Genomic DNA, 16,385 nt, shown 5'->3' with positions numbered 1-16,385 from the left:
TAGCGTGTCTCTCCAGCCGCTCGCCCGCATCGACGACGCGGCCGAGCGCGCCTGGGCGGCGGAATGGGCAGCCGCGATCCTCGCCAAGGAAGGCGCCGCCATAGATCCGACCGCCAAAGCGCATGTCTGGTCGGCGCTCACATCGCTCGCCTCCTCGCCGCCCGATGAACGAACGCTCACCGGGCTCGCCGTCCTGCTCCAGTCGACGGCCCTGAAGCAGGCGCTTCAGCCCTATTGCGTGGGCGGCGCCTTCGGCCGGCTGCTCGACGCCGAAGAGGAGCGCCTCGGCTATTCCAATTTTCAGGCCTTCGAGACGGAAGGCCTCATCGGCGCCGGCGCGGCCGCAGCCGTCCTCACCTATCTTTTTCATCGCCTGGAGCAACGGCTGGACGGGCGGCCGACTTTGCTCGTCATCGACGAAGGCTGGCTCGTTCTCGATGATCCCGCCTTCGCGCGCCAGCTGCGCGAATGGCTGAAGACTCTACGGAAGAAGAACGCTTCCGTCGTCTTCGCCACCCAGTCGCTCTCGGACATCGACAATAGCCCGATCGCGCCGGCGATCGTCGAGAGCTGCCCGACGCGCATCTTCCTCCCGAACGAGCGGGCGATCGAGCCGCAGATCACCGCGATCTATCGCCGCTTCGGCCTCAACGACCGACAGATCGAGATCATCGCCCGGGCGACGCCCAAGCGCGACTATTACTGTCAGTCGCGGTGCGGCAACCGCCTTTTTGAATTGGGCCTCGGTCCCATAGCGCTCGTGCTTTGCGCCGCGTCCTCGAAGACCGACCAAAAGCTCATCGCCGAGATTCTTGCGGACGTCGGGCTCGATGGCTTCGCCCGCGCCTGGCTGTCCGCGCGCGGCCTCGACTGGGCCGCCGAACTTCTGCCTACCCCCACCGATCTGGAGAAATCGTCATGACCCGCATTCGTCGCCTCGCTGCCGCGAGCGCTTTCGCATTGTCGCTGGCTTGCCTCAGTGCGCCCGCCTCGGCGCAATTGATGGTGTTCGATCCGACCAATTACGCCCAGAACGTCCTGACCGCGGCGAACACGCTGCAGCAGATCAACAATCAGATCACGAGCCTCCAGAACGAGGCGCGGATGCTGATCAATCAGGGAAGGAACCTTGCGAACCTTCCCTATTCCTCTCTGCAGACGATCCAGCAGTCGATCTCGCAGACTCAGCAGCTGCTCCGCGAGGCTCAGCGCATCGCCTACAACGTGCAGCAGATCGATCAGGCCTTTTCGACGCAATATGGGGCTATCAACGCCTCAGCGAGTTCCGCGAGCCTTGTCGACGGCGCGCGGCAGCGCTGGCAAAATTCCTTGTCCGCCTTGCAGGACGCGATGCGCGTTCAGGCGGGGATAGTTCAATCCATCGACACCGCCCGCTCGGAAGCCGGCGCGCTCATCTCGTCGAGCCAATCCGCGCTCGGCGCGCTTCAGGCGTCGCAGGCCGGCAATCAGCTTCTGGCGCTCCAAAGCAAGCAGCTCGCAGACGTGACCGCTCTTCTCGCGTCACAAGGGCGTGCCCAGTCGCTCGAGCTTGCGCGCAACGCCGAAGCCCAGGAGCAGGCGCGCGAGCAGATGCGTCGCTTCGTTGCGCCCGGCCAGGCCTATCAGCCCGGCAATGTCGCCATGTTCCATTGAGCGAGGGCGGCGTCATGAACTGGAGAGAATGGCTCGCCCCCGAGAATATCGGCTTTGTCGCCGTTGGGATTGTCATCGGCGCGATCGCGCTCATTGGCGTCGAATCCGCCTGCGACGCCGATGTCGCGGCGCGAACGAAACCGGCGTCGCTTGCGCCAATCGGCGCGCCGTCGAGAGAGCCTGCGATCGACGCCGAGCTTTTACGTTGCGCACAGCTTCCCATCGAAGAAGCCGACGACCCCGCCTGTAAGGATCTCTGGGCGAAGGAGCGCAAGAGGTTTCTTGGGGACGGGAAGTCGGCGCAACCCGCCGAGCATCTCATCGACATGTTTCCCACGCATCGCTCGCCCGGCGACGGCGCATCGCCTACGCCCGCGCGAAGGAGCGAGTAGCGCCATGGGCGGCACCGGCGTTATCGATCGCTTCCTCGAGACCTTCACCCGCTATATCGACTCAGGCTTCGGCCTCCTCGGCGGCGAGGTCGGTTTTCTGGCGACGACGCTTCTCGTCATCGACGTCACCCTCGCCGCGCTCTTCTGGAGCATGGGCCCCGACGAAGACATCATCGCCCGTCTAGTGAAGAAGACGCTCTTTGTCGGCGTCTTCGCCTATCTCATCAGTAACTGGAATAATCTCGCCCGCATCGTCTTCGAAAGCTTTTCGGGTCTCGGCCTCAAGGCTGCCGGCGCCGGCCTCTCCGCCGCCGACTTTCTGCGGCCCGGCCGCGTGGCGCAAGTCGGGATCGACGCCGGACGCCCCCTTCTCGATTCCCTGTCGCAGCTTCTCGGCTACGTCTCCTTCTTCGAGAACGTGATCCAGATCGCCATTCTCCTCATCGCCTGGCTCATCGTTCTCCTGAGCTTTTTCATTCTGGCGATCCAGCTCTTCGTCACGCTGATCGAATTCAAGCTGACGACGCTCGCCGGTTTCGTCCTCATTCCCTTCGGCCTCTTCGGCAAGACCGCCTTTCTCGCCGAACGCGTGCTCGGCAATGTCGTCTCCTCCGGCGTGAAGGTGCTGGTGCTCGCCGTCATCGTCGGCATCGGCTCGACGCTCTTCGCGCAATTCACGCAAGGGTTCTTGGGCCAGCCCACCGTCGATGACGCCATGGCGCTGGTTCTCGCGGCGCTCTCCCTACTCGGCCTCGGAATCTTCGGCCCCGGCATCGCCAATGGGATCGTCTCGGGCGGCCCGCAGCTCGGCGCGGGCGCCGTCGTCGGGACCGGGCTTGTCGCGGGCGGCGCGGGGGCCGCTGGCTATGGCGCCTTGCGTCTTGCGGGCGGGACGGTCTCGGGGCTTGCCGGAAGGAGCGAGACGCAGGCCGCGGCGACATTGCCGCCATCACGGGGGCCGCAGCCGCCCGACGGCAACGCGCCGCCTTCCGCGCCGACTGGCAGCTCTGGCGGCGGCTCAGGAGGTGCGGCCGCGCGACCGTTCGCTTCGGCCGGCGCCGCGGCGTCTCCCCTGCCCGACGGCAGCGCCTCCTCAGGCATTGGAGTCAATCCGGCGCCTTCCGTCGAACCCGCCTGGGCGAAGCGCCTCAAGCGCTCCCAATCCGTCTCGCACGGCGTCTCGATCGCCGCCCACGCCCTTCGCTCCGGCGACGCCCACGGCGGCGGCGCCTCCTTCAATCTGTCCGAGGCCCGCTAATGTTCAAACGATCTTCCGTCCGCTACGGACGAACCCCCGAACCCGAAACGCCCTACCAGAAAGCCGCGCAGGTCTGGGACGAGCGCATCGGCTCGGCGCGCGTGCAGGCGAAAAACTGGCGGCTCATCGCCTTCGGCAATCTGTTCCTCGCCGGCGGTCTCGCCGTCGCCCTCGTCTGGCAGAATGCGCGCGGCTCCGTCGTTCCCTGGGTCGTGCAGATCGACAAATTCGGCGAGGCGAAGGCCGTCGCCCCCGCCATCGCCGATTACCGGCCAACCGATCCCCAGATCGCCTGGCATCTCGCCCGCTTCGTTGAGCATGTCCGCTCGATCCCGGCCGACCCCATCGTCGTGCGTCAGAACTGGCTCAAGGCCTATGACTTCGTCACCGACAAGGGCGCGCTGGCGCTGAACGACTACGCCCGGGCAAACGATCCCTTCGCCAAGGTCGGGCAGGTCCAGATCGCTATCGACGTCGCCAGCGTCATTCGCGCCTCGGATGATTCCTTCCGCGTCGCCTGGACGGAACGCCGCTACGAGAACGCCAGCCTCGCTTCGACAGAGCGTTGGACCGCCATTTTCACCATCATCCTTCAACCGCCCCGCGACGCCGAGCGCCTGCGCAAGAACCCGCTCGGCCTTTTCATTCACGCCATCAACTGGTCGAAGGAGCTTGGGCAATGACGCCATTTTCGTTTCGGGCTTTCGCGAGCCTCACTCTCTCATCGTCCTTGCTCACAGCCTGTTCGAGCTTCAAGCCGCCCGAGATCGCCTATGACGATTTGCCTGTCCCCGCGAGCCTCCAGAGCGATCCGCCCGGCCCGGTCAAGATCGTCGAGGTCCCAAAGGTTCTGCCGCTGCCGGGCCAGCTCAAATCCCTTGCGCGGAGCAAAGGCGAACGGCCGGAGCCCGTCGATCCGAAAGTGCGGATCGAACAGGCCAACGCCGCCGCGCGCATGGAGCCGCGCCGCGCCGGTTATATCAACGCCGTCCAGGTCTACCCCTTCACGGAAGGCGCGCTCTATCAGGTCTATGCCGCCCCCGGCGAGATCACCGACATAGCGCTACAGGATGGCGAGCAGCTCGTGGGCTCCGGCCCCGTCGCCGCCGGGGACACGGTGCGCTGGATCATCGGCGATACGGAAAGCGGCGCGGGCGCCGCCCGTAAGACCCACATCATGGTCAAGCCGACTCGCGCCGATCTGATGACCAATCTCGTTATCAACACAGACCGGCGCACTTATCATCTTGAGCTGCGTTCGACCGATAAGACCTATATGGCCTCGGTCTCCTGGCAATATCCACAGGACGAGCTCATCGCGCTACGCCGCCAGAACGTCGCCGCCGAAGCCGCCGCACCGGTCGATGTCGGCCTCGATCTCGCCCGGCTCAATTTCCGCTACGCGATCGAGGGCGACGCCGCGCCCTGGCGGCCGCTTCGCGCCTTCGACGACGGCCGAAAGGTCTATATCGAATTCCCGCGCGGCGTTTCTCAGGGCGAGATGCCGCCGCTCTTCGTCACTGGCGCATCGGGCGACAGCCAGCTGGTCAATTACCGGGTGCGCGGCAATCACATGATCGTCGACCGGCTCTTTGCCGCCGCTGAGTTGCGTTTCGGTTCCGACGACCAGAAGGTCGTACGGATCGTGCGCAGCGACGGAGGGTCCGCCATATGAGCGCCCCGGAGCACGAGAAGAAGCTCGCGGAAGAATTGCGCCTGCGCCCCGAGCGACCGCCGGTGACTCGACTCTCGCGCCGCGTACTTATCACGCTCGCGGGCGTCTCGTCTGCTGCGCTTCTCGGCATGACGATCTGGGCTTTGCAGGGACGATCGCGTTCTGGCCCCGCGCCGGAGGTCATCAATACCGACGCAAAGGCCACGCCCGACGGTCTTGCGTCCCTGCCGCGCGACTATTCGGGCCTGCCGAAGAACGTCCCCAAGCTCGGCCCGCCGCTTCCAGGCGATCTCGGTCGGCCGATCCTCGCGGCCCAAGGGCAATTACCGCCGACCAGTCCTGATCCCGAACAACAGCGCATTGGCCAGGAACACGAGGCGGCTCGGACGGCGAAGCTCTTTGCGACGACGAACGTGCGCGAGCGGCCGTCGGCAAGTGCCGAGGTAGCTCAAAGATCGACGGTGGTTCCAAGCGTCCAAGCGTTGTCGCTTCCAACCGAGCCGGCCCCAATCGATCCCGGCGACATCCAGAATATGCAGGAGCGCAAGCTCGCTTTCGTCAATGCGCCAACCGATCGACGCACGGTCAGTCCGGATCGCCTCGCCGCCCCGGCGTCGCGCTATGTCCTGCAGGCGGGCACGGTCATTCCCGCCGCGCTCGTCACCGGCATCCGCTCCGATCTTCCCGGGCAGATCACGGCGCAAGTCACCGAGAACGTCTATGACAGCCCGACCGGGCGCTTCCTGCTCATTCCGCAGGGCTCCAAGCTCGTCGGCGTCTACGACTCCCAGATCGCCTTCGGCCAGTCGCGCGTGCTCCTCGTCTGGAGCCGGCTAATTCTCCCGGACGGGCGCTCCATCGTTCTCGAGCGCCAGCCCGGCGCCGACGCGGCCGGCTATTCCGGGCTCGAGGACGAAGTAGATCATCATTGGCTCCGCCTCGCCGGCGCGGCTGCGCTGTCAACCATTCTCGGCGTCGGGACGCAGCTCGGGACAACTGGTACCGAAAACGCCCTCATTCAGGCGTTGCGTCGCGGCGGCGCGCAAAGCCTCAATCAGACCGGACAGCAGATCGTCGGGCGCAATCTCAACATCCAGCCGACGCTCACCATTCGGCCGGGGTTTCCGGTCCGGGTGATGGTCACGCGCGACATCGTTCTCGCGTCTTACCGCGCACCCGGTGATGTCGCGGCGACAGGAAGCGAGCCATGACGAAGTTGAAACTCTCCAGCGTGGAAGACGAGAAGCCGGTCAAGGTTACCGTCACACTGTCGGCGGCGCTGCATCGGAATTTGGTCGCCTATGCGGAAATCCTCGCGAGCGACTCAGGGAAGGCGATCGAGCCGGAAAAACTCATTGCGCCGATGTTGGAGCGATTTATTGCCAGCGACAGAGTGTTCAAAAAAGCCCGCCGATCGTAAGCGGCTCCAGATCTGAGCCCACCGATTTGCACGCCAGAGCCCGAGATTGCCGCAAGCCGTTCTTAAGGGACTTCCAGCACCGACACCTATCATTCTCAATCCCCAGCAACAGCCGAGAAGGAGATCGAGCATGGCCCAGAGCGATACTTTGGAGATCAGGAAGACCATCAGAAGGCACCAACTGCGAGAGATGGTCCCCCTCGCAGACAGCACGATTTACGAGATGGAACAGCGCGGTGAGTTTCCTCGGCGCTTTGCGCTGTCGCCGCGCTGTATCGTCTGGGATCTCTCCGAGGTTCACGCTTGGTTGTTGGCGCGGCGCGCAACTCCGATCCGTCGAGCGCAGCATCCCGACGTCTCCAAGCGCAAGTCCCGGCCTGTCAAAGCGCGGGATCGAGCGCAACAAGGGGCATAGAGGGAGGCAGTAACGTTGGAACATGTTTCCGACCCTCAACCCAGGCATCAACGATGTCAGCCCATTCCTGCATCATGTGCCGACGCTGAACCTCATACTCGGCCTTGTTGTAGACGCCGCGTGATGAGCGCCCGTCCTCGTGCGCCAGGCACTTTTCGATCCAGTCGCGGTTGAAGCCCAGCTCGTTGAGGAGCGTCGACCCCGTGCGCCGCAGATCGTGGACGGTGAACGGCTCCAGCGGCAGCCCCTCCTTCTTCGCCTGTTCGACGACGGCGTAGGTGACCCGGTTGAAGGTCGCGCGCGACATCGGTGCGTCTGCATCGTACCGAGAGGGCAGCAGGTAGCGCGAGTTCCCGGCGCAAGTCTTGAGCGCGATCATGATGTCGAGCGTCTGCCGGCACAAATAGACGTTGTGCGGCTTCGATCGCTTCATACGCTCCTTCGGGATCGTCCAGACGGCATTGTCGAAATCGACTTCGTCCCAAACTGCGTCCTGCAGCTCGCTCTTCCGGACCATGGTCAGGAGGTAGAGCTTCATGCCGAGGCGGATCGTTGGCAGCGTGGCAACATGCTCGAGCTGCTTGAGCATGATGCGGATCTCGGTCGCCGAGAGCGCACGGTCTTTGGGTGTGAAGGTGGCGATCGAGGCCGGACCGACGTCATCGGCCGGGTTTGCGACCTTCTCGCCGTGGAGAATGGCGAAGCCGTAGATCTGCTTCAGGATATCCCGCACATGGATCGCCGTCGCCGGTGCGTCCCGTTCCACGATCTTCGCGCAATGGGCGCGAAGGTCATCGGGCGTGATCTCGGTCAGCAAACGGTTCCGCCAGACTGGCATAAGCTCCCGCTCAAAGATCGAGCGGCGCATCGCGCGCGTGCTGTCAGCCATTGGCGCGTTGACCAGCCACTTCTCCCCGAACTCGCCGAAACTCTTGGCTTCCTTGATCCGGCGCTTTTCCCGCTGCTTCTCGATGGCGGGGGACCGCCCCTCTGCGATCGCCCGGCGCGCGTCCAGGCATAGTTCGCGAGCCCGGGCGAGCGAGATCCCGTCTCGGGCGTACTTGCCGAGATAGATGGTCTCCCGCCTGCCGTTCAGCCGGTAGTCGAGCCTGAAGGAGATGGCGCCAGACGGTGCCACGCGCACATACATGCCGTCACGGTCGGTCACCTTGAACATTTTCTCTCTAGGTTTCAGAGCCTTGAGCGCTGCATCGGTCAACATGCTGAGCCACCTTGCGAAAAGTACCGTCACGCGGTTTTCGGAGGCTCGTGGCGGTGAGAACGATTACTATTCAGTGTATTAGATCAAAAAAAGTACCGTCACGAGCCTCATTTGCCGTGACGGTACTTTCGATTTTCTCGTTGATCAATGGGGGCGAGGTCCGTCAGCGAGGCCGCCAGACGCGATTCATGCCCACCGATAGCCCCCGATAGGTATCGGCAGGATTATTTATTTTTTTCATATAGTTGCGTCGCGCGGTGGCGTAGTTCCGGATACCCTCGGATGGGCAAAAATTATTCCCACTCGATCGTGCCGGGCGGTTTCGACGTGACGTCATAGACCACCCGATTGACGCCCCTGACCTCGTTGATGATCCTCGTTGCCGCGCGGCCCAGGAAATTCATGTCGAAAGGATAAAAATCGGCGGTCATGCCGTCGCTGCTCGTCACGGCGCGCAGCGCGAGGACGTAATCATAGGTGCGGCCGTCGCCCATCACGCCGACGCTGCGCACCGGCAAGAGCGCCGCGAAGGCCTGCCAGATCTTGTCGTAGAGACCCGCCTTGCGGATTTCGTCGAGATAGACGGCGTCGGCCTTGCGGAGAATGTCGAGCTTCTCGCGGGTGATGAGTCCGGGGCAGCGAATGGCGAGGCCCGGCCCCGGGAAGGGATGGCGGCCGACGAAGGCCTCCGGCAGACCAAGCTCGCGGCCCAGGGCGCGCACTTCGTCCTTGAAGAGTTCGCGCAGCGGCTCCACCAGCGCCATGTTCATGCGCTCCGGCAAACCACCCACATTGTGATGGGACTTGATCGTGACGGATGGACCGCCCGTGAACGAGACGCTTTCGATCACATCCGGATATAGCGTTCCCTGCGCGAGAAACTGCGGCGCGCCGCGTCCGTCCTGCGCGATCTTCTTCGCCTCCGCCTCGAAGGTCTCGATGAACAGGCGGCCGATGGTCTTGCGCTTCACCTCGGGATCGTGAACCCCCTCCAGCGCGCCGAGGAAAAGCTCCTCCGCCTGCACATGATGCAGCGGGATGTTGTAGTGATCGCGGAAGAGACTCACGACCTCCTCCGCTTCGCCGAGCCGCAGCAGGCCATGGTCGACGAAGACGCAGGTCAGACGGTCGCCGATGGCCTCGTGAATCAGGACCGCCGCCACGGCGCTGTCGACGCCGCCCGAGAGGCCGCACAACACGCGCCCGTCGCCCACCTGCTTGCGGATCGCAGCGATGGCCTCGCCACGAAAGGCGGCCATGGTCCAGTCGGATTTCAGCCCCGCGACCTTGTGCACGAAATTCGAGAGCAGCCTGGCGCCGTCGGGCGTATGCACGACTTCAGGGTGGAATTGCAGGCCGAAGTAACGACGCTTTTCATCCGCGATCGCCGCCATGGGCGCGTTCCCGGAGGCCGCGATGACGCGGAAGCCCTCCGGCAGTTTCGTCACGCGATCGCCATGGCTCATCCAGACCGTATAGCTCGCGCCCTGTTTCCACACCCCGTCGAAGAGGGCGCTATGCTCCAGCGCGGTGATGTCGGCGCGGCCAAACTCGCGGTGATGCCCCGCCTCCACCATGCCGCCGAGTTGCGTGGCCATGGTTTGCTCGCCATAGCAGATGCCGAGCACCGGCACGCCGGACTCGAAGATCGCCTGCGGCGCCCGGGGCGAACCCTCGTCGGTCACCGAGCAGGGCCCGCCGGAGAGGATCACCGCTTTCGGCCGGATGTCGGCAAAGGCGCGGTCGGCGCTCTGGAAAGGCGCGATCTCGCAATAGACCCCCGCCTCGCGCACGCGCCGCGCGATGAGCTGCGTGACCTGCGAGCCGAAGTCGACAATGAGCACCTTGTCGTGGCGGTCGGCGATGTCGTGGTGGAAGCTGTCCGTGGCGGCAGTCATGGGTTCTCTTTTCGAGGCCCCCTCCCTACGCTCATGGTCGGCGCCGACGAGCCTGAGCCTATCGGCGACGAGGCTCTGACTCCCTCTCCCGCGAAGCGAGGGAGGGTTGGGGAGGGGGCGTTAAGGCCTCGGCGCGCAGACGTATCGTCTCCAGCACGCCCTCAAACTCTGAGTAAACCTGCCCATTGGTGACTCGCAAGACAGAAAAGCCGTTCGCCGCGAGCCATCTGTCGCGGGCGGCGTCCCGGCGCAGCTCGTCGTCGGTCGAGTGCGTGGCGCCGTCGACCTCGACGATGAGCCTTGCGCCGTGACAGAGGAAATCCGCGACATAGGGGCCGCAGGGGGCTTGCCGGCGGAATTGCAGGCCGTGGAAGCGGTGGCCGCGCAGGGCATGCCAGAGCTTGCGCTCGGCTTCGGACATTTCCCGGCGGAGTTTTCGTGCGAAAGCGATTTTTGGGAGCTTTCGCGGCACGACCCCCTCCCTGTCCCTCCCCCGCTTCGCGGGAGAAGGGACGCTCACCGGCAAGCATGACCATAAACTGAGCCGCACCGACATCTAACTCCCTCTCCCGCGAAGCGGGGGAGGGCTGGGGAGGGGGCCTCAACGCCCCACCTACCCCCTCCGCATCACACAAACATAAAACCCGTCAGTCCCGCTGGTCGCGGGCGAGAGCCGCAATCCCGCCCCGTGCAGCGAAGCGAAGCGGGCCAGCTCCGGCAACCCGGCCGCCTCGGTCATGTCAGCAGCCGAAACCGCCTTGAAATCGGCATGGGCCGCCAGAAACGCGGCGGCCTGATCCTCGTTCTCCTCGCGCAGCAGCGAACATGTCACATAGACCAGCCGGCCGCCCGGCTTCACGTAACGCGCGCCCTGCTCCAGCAGCGCCGCTTGTTCCTTCAACCGCAAGTCCAGCGCGCCGGGCGCGAGGCGCCATTTGGCGTCGGGATGCCGCCGCCAGGTGCCGACGCCGGTGCAGGGCGCGTCGATCAGCGTCAGGTCGCAGCGGCCTTCGAGATCGGCCAGCACATCGGCCTTGCCGCGCGGTTGACGCACCTGAATGTTTCGCGCCCCCGCCCGCTCCAGCCTGTCGTGGATCGGCATCAGCCGGCGGCCGTCGGCGTCATGGGCGTAGAGCTGCCCGCGATTGTGCATCTGCCCGGCCAGCGCCAGCGCCTTGCCCCCGCCGCCCGCGCAGAGATCGAGAACCTGCTCGCCCGGCGCGGCGGCGCAGAGGAGAGACGCAAGCTGCGAGGCTTCGTCCTGCGGTTCGACCAGCCCTTTGACATAGGCCGTCTCGGCCGCGAGCGCCGGTCCCCTGCCCTGCCCGGCGTCGATGCGCAGACCGATGGGCGAGAGCGGCGTCGGCGCCGGATCGAGATGGGACAGCCGCGCCTGCGCCTGCTCGCGCGACGCTTTCAATATGTTGACCCGAAGGTCGACTGGCGCGCGGGCCGCCAGCGCGGCGCCCTCCACGGCGGCGCGATCGCCGAAAGCGGCGGCGAAGCGATCCGCCAGCCATTCCGGAAAATCGCCGCGCACATGATCGGGGGCGCCCTCCAGCGTCGCCGTCTCCAGCCGATGGCGCTCCCCGTCCAAGAGCGGAGCGGGGGCGTGGCGCTCGCCGGAGCAGAGCGCGGCGATCGCCGCGGCGTCCAGACCACGCGCCTCGCGCAACGCCCCGAGCATGGTCGCGCGGGGCGTATCGGCGCCCATGATCCACTGGGCGGAGGCGCTCTTGCGCAACGCGTCGAAGACCAGGCTGGCGATGGCGGCGCGATCCTTCGAGCCCGCGAAACGATGCGACGCGCCCCAGTCCTTCAGCAGATCGGCGACGGGGCGGCGGCGCTGGGTCAGCTCGCCGAGAATCTCTATGGCGGCGGAAATCTGGGCGGCGGGAGTCATGCGGATCGGGCCTTCAGAAACGGCGAACGGGGCGAGGGCGCCCTGTGAAAAGGAATGTCAGGCGCCGGCGCGAGGCCGCCGCCGCGCGCCGATGCAGCGCACCGTGCCGGTGGCCGAGCGATAGACGAGGGTCTCGGTCTCGATGCGCCCCTTGTCGAACACCACGCCGTCCACCAACGGCCCGTCGGTGACGCCGGTGACGCAGACGACCACGTCGCCGGTCACCATCTCGCGCACGCCATATTTCTTGCGCGGGTCGGTGAGACCGTAGCGGATCGCGCTGGCGCGTTGCTCCGGCGTCTCCAGCACCAGACGCCCCTGCATCTGCCCGCCAGCGCAACGCAGAACCGCCGCCGCCAGAACGCCTTCCGGCGCGCCGCCACGGCCCAGATACATGTCGACGCCGGTCTCCGACGGATCGGTGACGAGCACGATTCCCGCCACGTCGCCGTCCGAAATCAGCCGCACGCAGGCGCCCGCCTTGCGGCATTTGGAGATGATCGCGGCATGGCGCGGCCTATCCAGCACGCAGACGGTGATCTCATTGGTCGCCACGCCCTTGGCCTCGGCCAGCGCGCGGACATTGTCGGCCGGGTCGCGGTCGAGGTCGACCACGCCCTCGGGATAGCCCGGCCCGACGGCGATCTTGTCCATGTAGGAATCGGGCGCGTGCAGAAACGTGCCGGAGGTCGCCGCGGCGGCGATGGCGATGGCGCCGGTCATGTCCTTGGCGCAGAGCGTCGCCCCTTCGAGCGGCGCCACCGCGAGTTCGACCAGCGGCCCCGCCGCCGCGCCGAGCTCGGCGCCGACGAAGAGCCCCGACGAATCCGCGTCGTCACCCTCGCCGATGACGATGCGCCCGCGCACCGGCAGCCGCGCCAGCTCCTCCTGCATGGCCGCGACGGCGGCGCGGTCGGCGCTCATTTCGTCGCCGCGACCGCGCAGATGCGCTGCGGCCACCGCCGCGCGTTCCGTGGCGCGCGCCAGCTCGATGGTCAGCAGGCGGTCGATCGAAGGGGCGTCGAGCTGTGGCGGTTGCGCCATGGGTGAGACCTACTCGCGCTCGATTCGGATGACCTGGGCGCGGGAGACGATGGTGCCGTCCTCGAAAATAAGGTCCAGCGCCTCGCGGACGAGATGCTCGCTCGTCGCATGCGTGATGAGGATCACGTCCACGGCCGCCCCCGGCGCGCCGCGGCGCCCGCGCTGCATAATGCTTTCGAGCGAAATCTGCCGCTCGGCCATGCGCCCGGCGATTTTCGCGAAGGCGCCGGCGACGTCGCGCACCGACATGCGGATGTAATAGCCGCCCTCGTGCCGGCGCATCGGCGTGCGCTTGAGCTCGACGAGCTGGGTCGACGGCAGGCCGAAGGGCGCCGAGCGCACGCCCTTGGCGATGTCGGCGATATCCGCGACGACCGCCGAAGCCGTGGCGTCGCCGCCGGCGCCGGGGCCGACGAGAGTCAGCTCATGCACGGCGTCGGCGTCGATGGTGACGGCGTTGAGCACGCCCATCACCTGGGCGATGGCGGAAGTCTTGCTCACCATGGTCGGATGCACGCGCTGCTCGATGCCGTCCGCCGTGCGCTGGGCGACGCCCAGCAGCTTGATGCGGAAGCCGAGTTCATCCGCGGCCTCGATGTCCGCGAGCGTCACGCGCTCGATGCCCTCGATGTCGATGGACTGGGCGGAAATGCGCGTGCCGAAGGCGAGCGAGGTCAGAATCGCGAGCTTGTGCGCCGTGTCGAAGCCGCCGATGTCGAAGGTCGGATCGGCCTCGGCGTAGCCGAGCTTCTGCGCCTCCGTCAGACATTCCTCGAAGGAGAGCTGCTCGCGCTCCATGCGGGAGAGGATGTAATTGCAGGTGCCGTTCAAAATGCCGTAGACGCGCTCGATCGAATTGCCGGCGAGGCCCTCGCGCAGCGTCTTGACGATCGGGATGCCGCCGGCGACCGACGCTTCGAAGGAGAGCGCGACATGCTTTTCTTCAGCAAGCTGCGTCAGATGCACGCCATGGGCGGCCAGCAGCGCCTTGTTGGCGGTGACGACCGATTTGCCATGCGCCAGCGCGGCCTCGACGCTGGCGCGGGCCGGGCCTTCAGAGCCGCCGATCAACTCCACGAACAGGTCGATCGTCGGGGAGGCGGCGAGCCTGACCGGGTCGGAGAAAAACTCCACGCCGGAGAAGTCCGCGTCGCGCTTCTTGTGCTGGTCGCGCGCGGAAACGCCCGAGACGACGATTCGCCGGCCGGTGCGCGCCATGAGCGCCTCCGCCTGACGGTGGAGAAGCCGCGCCACAGCCGCGCCCACGGTGCCAAGCCCCGCGATGCCGACGCGCAAGATCTCCGACATTTCGACCTTCCGGAAAAAAGCGACGACCCCGACAAATTCGGGGTCTGGAAGGGGCCTTGTGCACGATTTCGGGTGGGCGATCAAGGAAGACGCCCGGTTGCGCGTCGGGACCGGGCCTTGCGGCCAGACGGATCAGCTCGCGGGCCGTTTTTTCACGGCGCCAGGATGTAGATCGGCGCGAGAACCAGCGCCAGCGCCAGCATTCTGCCCGCGAAGCCGAGCGGACCCCCGATGAAGATCCAGTAGCCGAGGCGATTGGGCAGTCCGCCGACAAACATGAGGACCTCCGCCCTCAGCCTCGTAAGCCAGAGCATGCGCAAGGCGATGACGCCGCACAGCAGGAAAACGAAATTGAGGCCGTAGTTCTTCTCCGAGGCGAAGATGACCACGGCGACGATGAAAAGCGCATTGGCGAGCGATCGCATGTGCGCGCCCTTCTCTCGCAGGCCCCCGCGGGCCCGAATACTCAAGACATGGGGCGCGCGGCGACGGCGGCAATTCGGGACGCCGCTCACGCCCCTGTCGCGCCGCCGCGCGATGCCGCTTCCTGCGCGAATCCGCCCTAGGTGAGGACGAGGAAGGTGAGGTCGCGGCGCGCCCGTCGCCGTGGCGGGGTGCGCGAATGACCACGGTGCTCAGCGACTTCATCGGGGCCTTCGTCACCTTGTTCGTGGTGGTCGAGCCCCTGGGGCTCGCCCCCGTCTTTCTCGCCGCGACGGCCGGTCACAGCGGTGCCGCCCGCGCCAGCATCGCCGCGCGGGCCTGTTTCTACGCCTTTCTCATCCTGACCGGCGCGGCGTTCGGGGGCGCGGCGCTGCTGCGCGCCATGGGCATCACTCTGCCCGCCTTCCGCGTCGCGGGCGGGCTGCTGCTGTTCTCGATCGCGTCGGAGATGGTGCTCGGGGTGCGCCTTGGCCGCGACTCCGCGACGGCCCATCAGGCGCTGGGCGAAAACGGCCGCAACGTCGCCGCCTTCCCGCTGGCGATACCGCTGATGGCGGGGCCTGGCGCGATCACGGCGACGCTGCTGATCGCGGGCGAGGCCCATGGCGACGCGGCGCGCCTTGCCGCGCTCATCGGCGCGATCCTCGCGGTGGTCGTCCTCTGCTGGATCGTCTGCCGGCTCGCGACGGGCGTGCAGCGCCTCGTCGGCGCCTCGGCCAGCATCGTGATGGAAAAGCTGATCGGCGTGCTGCTGGCCTCGCTCGCCGTCCAGTTCGTCATGGACGGCGCGAAAAGCCTGTTTTCATGAGCGCGCCGATGAAGGCCCCTCCCAAGCGATGACGGGAGGGACAGTGAGCATCGAACGCCGCTCAGTGGGCGACGTTCGACCAGATCTTGCGCTTGGTGAAATACAGCAGCAGCGCGAACACGATGAGGAAGGCCAGAACGCCCTGCCCGATGTGTTTGCGGGCCTCGAGATGCGGCTCGGCGACCCACATCATGAAGGCGGTCACGTCCTTCGCATATTGGTCGACCGTCTGCGGCGCGCCGTCGTCATAGGTGACCGCCCCGTCCGAAAGCGGCGGCGGGATGCCGATGCGATTGCCCGCCATATAGACATTGTAATACTGGCCGTCGGGCACCTTCACGTCATGCGGCGGGTCCTGATAGCCCTTCAGCAGCGAGGCGATGTAATCGACGCCGTGCTCCTGGTAGGAGAGACCCGGCAATGCGTCGAGCAGGAAGGTCGGGAAGCCGCGGCCATAGCCGCGCGCCTTGGCCAGCACCGACATGTCCGGCGGATAGGCGCCCGACATCGCCGCGCGCGCGGCCTGTTCGTTGGCGAAGGGCGGCGGGAAGCGGTCGCTCGGCCGCGCCGGCCGGTCATAATATTCGCCGCTGTCGTTGGGGCCGTCCTTGACCTTGTAGGTCGCAGCCAGCTCCGCGACCTCCTTTTCGGAAAATTCCGGTCCGCCCGGCTGGCTGAGGTTGCGGAACGCCAGCATCTTGATCGAGTGGCAGGTCGAGCAGACTTCCTTGTAGACCTTGAAGCCACGGCGCAACTGCGCCTTGTCGTAATGGCCGAAGAACCCGGCGAAGGTCCAGCTCTGGACCTCGGGTTTCTTCTCGTGATGTCCTTCCGCCAGCGCCGGCGAAGCGGCGACTGCCGCTGCGAGCAGAGCGGCGCCCGAAAGGAAAGACAAGAACAGTCTGCGCTTCATCGAAGAGTCCCGTTGGGCAAACATGTGTCCGG

General features: G+C 66.1%; 17 protein-coding genes and 1 pseudogene. 10 read left to right on the top strand and 8 right to left on the bottom strand.

Annotation, left to right across the window (positions count from 1 at the left end; all coding sequences use genetic code 11):
* The 9 genes and pseudogenes from ACR652_RS25020 to ACR652_RS24980 form a co-directional block, all read left to right on the top strand.
* Positions 1-922 (top strand): annotated as a pseudogene (locus tag ACR652_RS25020) (conjugal transfer protein TrbE); the annotation flags it as partial.
* On the top strand, positions 919-1,653 hold the full coding sequence (trbJ, locus tag ACR652_RS25015; RefSeq protein WP_434509184.1) for a P-type conjugative transfer protein TrbJ: 735 nt from the start codon (positions 919-921) through the stop codon (positions 1,651-1,653). The pseudogene ACR652_RS25020 and the gene trbJ, both read left to right, overlap by 4 nt.
* A gap of 14 nt (positions 1,654-1,667) precedes the next feature.
* Positions 1,668-2,045, top strand: coding sequence for a putative entry exclusion protein TrbK-alt (gene trbK-alt, locus ACR652_RS25010; protein ID WP_434509183.1), 378 nt, complete (start codon positions 1,668-1,670; stop codon positions 2,043-2,045).
* Between the two features lie 4 nt (positions 2,046-2,049).
* The gene (trbL, locus tag ACR652_RS25005; RefSeq protein WP_434509182.1) at positions 2,050-3,303 is read left to right on the top strand and encodes a P-type conjugative transfer protein TrbL; all 1,254 of its coding nucleotides are present in this window, start codon (positions 2,050-2,052) and stop codon (positions 3,301-3,303) included.
* A complete protein-coding gene (gene trbF / locus ACR652_RS25000; RefSeq protein ID WP_434509181.1) occupies positions 3,303-3,986 on the top strand; it encodes a conjugal transfer protein TrbF in 684 nt (227 codons plus the stop codon). The genes trbL and trbF overlap by 1 nt, the downstream gene beginning before the upstream one ends.
* Positions 3,983-4,978: a P-type conjugative transfer protein TrbG gene (trbG, locus tag ACR652_RS24995; RefSeq protein ID WP_434509180.1), complete on the top strand. Its 996-nt coding sequence runs from the start codon at positions 3,983-3,985 to the stop codon at positions 4,976-4,978. The genes trbF and trbG overlap by 4 nt, the downstream gene beginning before the upstream one ends.
* Positions 4,975-6,189: a TrbI/VirB10 family protein gene (locus ACR652_RS24990; protein ID WP_434509179.1), complete on the top strand. Its 1,215-nt coding sequence runs from the start codon at positions 4,975-4,977 to the stop codon at positions 6,187-6,189. Before trbG ends, ACR652_RS24990 begins: the two co-directional genes overlap by 4 nt.
* Positions 6,186-6,398, top strand: a complete 213-nt coding sequence (locus ACR652_RS24985) for a DUF2274 domain-containing protein (protein WP_434509178.1) — start codon at positions 6,186-6,188, stop codon at positions 6,396-6,398. The genes ACR652_RS24990 and ACR652_RS24985 overlap by 4 nt, the downstream gene beginning before the upstream one ends.
* A gap of 130 nt (positions 6,399-6,528) precedes the next feature.
* Positions 6,529-6,813 (top strand): helix-turn-helix transcriptional regulator, encoded by a 285-nt coding sequence (locus ACR652_RS24980; RefSeq protein WP_434509177.1) that lies wholly within the window; start codon positions 6,529-6,531, stop codon positions 6,811-6,813.
* On the opposite strand, the gene ACR652_RS24975 is transcribed toward ACR652_RS24980, so the two are convergent.
* From ACR652_RS24975 to ACR652_RS24945, 7 genes are all read right to left on the bottom strand, one after another.
* Entirely contained in the window at positions 6,779-8,035 is a 1,257-nt protein-coding gene (locus tag ACR652_RS24975) for a tyrosine-type recombinase/integrase (RefSeq protein ID WP_434509176.1), read from the bottom strand. The two genes, ACR652_RS24980 and ACR652_RS24975, sit on opposite strands and share 35 nt — an antisense overlap.
* 293 nt (positions 8,036-8,328) lie before the next feature.
* Entirely contained in the window at positions 8,329-9,933 is a 1,605-nt protein-coding gene (gene guaA, locus ACR652_RS24970) for a glutamine-hydrolyzing GMP synthase (RefSeq protein WP_434509175.1), read from the bottom strand.
* A gap of 58 nt (positions 9,934-9,991) precedes the next feature.
* Positions 9,992-10,354: an endonuclease domain-containing protein gene (locus ACR652_RS24965; RefSeq protein ID WP_434509174.1), complete on the bottom strand. Its 363-nt coding sequence runs from the start codon at positions 10,352-10,354 to the stop codon at positions 9,992-9,994.
* A gap of 192 nt (positions 10,355-10,546) precedes the next feature.
* The gene (locus ACR652_RS24960; protein WP_434509173.1) at positions 10,547-11,836 is read right to left on the bottom strand and encodes an RsmB/NOP family class I SAM-dependent RNA methyltransferase; all 1,290 of its coding nucleotides are present in this window, start codon (positions 11,834-11,836) and stop codon (positions 10,547-10,549) included.
* 57 nt (positions 11,837-11,893) lie between these two features.
* A complete protein-coding gene (locus tag ACR652_RS24955; protein WP_434509172.1) occupies positions 11,894-12,880 on the bottom strand; it encodes a fructose-bisphosphatase class II family protein in 987 nt (328 codons plus the stop codon).
* A 9-nt stretch (positions 12,881-12,889) separates the two neighbouring features.
* On the bottom strand, positions 12,890-14,188 hold the full coding sequence (locus ACR652_RS24950) for a homoserine dehydrogenase (protein WP_434509171.1): 1,299 nt from the start codon (positions 14,186-14,188) through the stop codon (positions 12,890-12,892).
* Positions 14,189-14,340: 152 nt separating this feature from the next.
* Positions 14,341-14,613, bottom strand: coding sequence for a hypothetical protein (locus ACR652_RS24945; protein ID WP_434509170.1), 273 nt, complete (start codon positions 14,611-14,613; stop codon positions 14,341-14,343).
* Between the two features lie 197 nt (positions 14,614-14,810).
* Here ACR652_RS24945 and ACR652_RS24940 point away from each other — a divergent pair, with 197 nt between their 5' ends.
* On the top strand, positions 14,811-15,440 hold the full coding sequence (locus tag ACR652_RS24940; RefSeq protein ID WP_434509169.1) for a MarC family protein: 630 nt from the start codon (positions 14,811-14,813) through the stop codon (positions 15,438-15,440).
* 61 nt (positions 15,441-15,501) lie between these two features.
* On the opposite strand, the gene ACR652_RS24935 is transcribed toward ACR652_RS24940, so the two are convergent.
* Positions 15,502-16,353, bottom strand: a complete 852-nt coding sequence (locus ACR652_RS24935) for a cytochrome c1 (RefSeq protein ID WP_434509168.1) — start codon at positions 16,351-16,353, stop codon at positions 15,502-15,504.
* Positions 16,354-16,385 lie beyond the last annotated feature (32 nt).

The sequence above is a fragment of the Methylocystis sp. genome, from assembly GCF_051061225.1.
Classification (GTDB): domain Bacteria; phylum Pseudomonadota; class Alphaproteobacteria; order Rhizobiales; family Beijerinckiaceae; genus Methylocystis.
The sequence above is the reverse complement of the archived record's forward strand: the minus strand, read 5'-3'. Positions and strand labels throughout refer to the sequence as shown.

What these genes read in the sequence shown, in the direction of transcription:
- ACR652_RS24960 (WP_434509173.1), bottom strand. Translation starts at nt 11,836, where the DNA reads ATGACTCCCGCCGCCCAGATTTCCGCCGCCATAGAGATTCTCGGCGAG.
- guaA (WP_434509175.1), bottom strand. Translation starts at nt 9,933, where the DNA reads ATGACTGCCGCCACGGACAGCTTCCACCACGACATCGCCGACCGCCAC.
- ACR652_RS24990 (WP_434509179.1), top strand. Translation starts at nt 4,975, where the DNA reads ATGAGCGCCCCGGAGCACGAGAAGAAGCTCGCGGAAGAATTGCGCCTG.
- ACR652_RS24940 (WP_434509169.1), top strand. Translation starts at nt 14,811, where the DNA reads ATGACCACGGTGCTCAGCGACTTCATCGGGGCCTTCGTCACCTTGTTC.
- ACR652_RS24935 (WP_434509168.1), bottom strand. Translation starts at nt 16,353, where the DNA reads ATGAAGCGCAGACTGTTCTTGTCTTTCCTTTCGGGCGCCGCTCTGCTC.
- trbK-alt (WP_434509183.1), top strand. Translation starts at nt 1,668, where the DNA reads ATGAACTGGAGAGAATGGCTCGCCCCCGAGAATATCGGCTTTGTCGCC.
- trbF (WP_434509181.1), top strand. Translation starts at nt 3,303, where the DNA reads ATGTTCAAACGATCTTCCGTCCGCTACGGACGAACCCCCGAACCCGAA.
- trbJ (WP_434509184.1), top strand. Translation starts at nt 919, where the DNA reads ATGACCCGCATTCGTCGCCTCGCTGCCGCGAGCGCTTTCGCATTGTCG.
- ACR652_RS24985 (WP_434509178.1), top strand. Translation starts at nt 6,186, where the DNA reads ATGACGAAGTTGAAACTCTCCAGCGTGGAAGACGAGAAGCCGGTCAAG.
- ACR652_RS24975 (WP_434509176.1), bottom strand. Translation starts at nt 8,035, where the DNA reads ATGTTGACCGATGCAGCGCTCAAGGCTCTGAAACCTAGAGAGAAAATG.
- ACR652_RS24950 (WP_434509171.1), bottom strand. Translation starts at nt 14,188, where the DNA reads ATGTCGGAGATCTTGCGCGTCGGCATCGCGGGGCTTGGCACCGTGGGC.
- ACR652_RS24955 (WP_434509172.1), bottom strand. Translation starts at nt 12,880, where the DNA reads ATGGCGCAACCGCCACAGCTCGACGCCCCTTCGATCGACCGCCTGCTG.
- ACR652_RS24945 (WP_434509170.1), bottom strand. Translation starts at nt 14,613, where the DNA reads ATGCGATCGCTCGCCAATGCGCTTTTCATCGTCGCCGTGGTCATCTTC.
- trbG (WP_434509180.1), top strand. Translation starts at nt 3,983, where the DNA reads ATGACGCCATTTTCGTTTCGGGCTTTCGCGAGCCTCACTCTCTCATCG.
- ACR652_RS24980 (WP_434509177.1), top strand. Translation starts at nt 6,529, where the DNA reads ATGGCCCAGAGCGATACTTTGGAGATCAGGAAGACCATCAGAAGGCAC.
- ACR652_RS24965 (WP_434509174.1), bottom strand. Translation starts at nt 10,354, where the DNA reads ATGTCCGAAGCCGAGCGCAAGCTCTGGCATGCCCTGCGCGGCCACCGC.
- trbL (WP_434509182.1), top strand. Translation starts at nt 2,050, where the DNA reads ATGGGCGGCACCGGCGTTATCGATCGCTTCCTCGAGACCTTCACCCGC.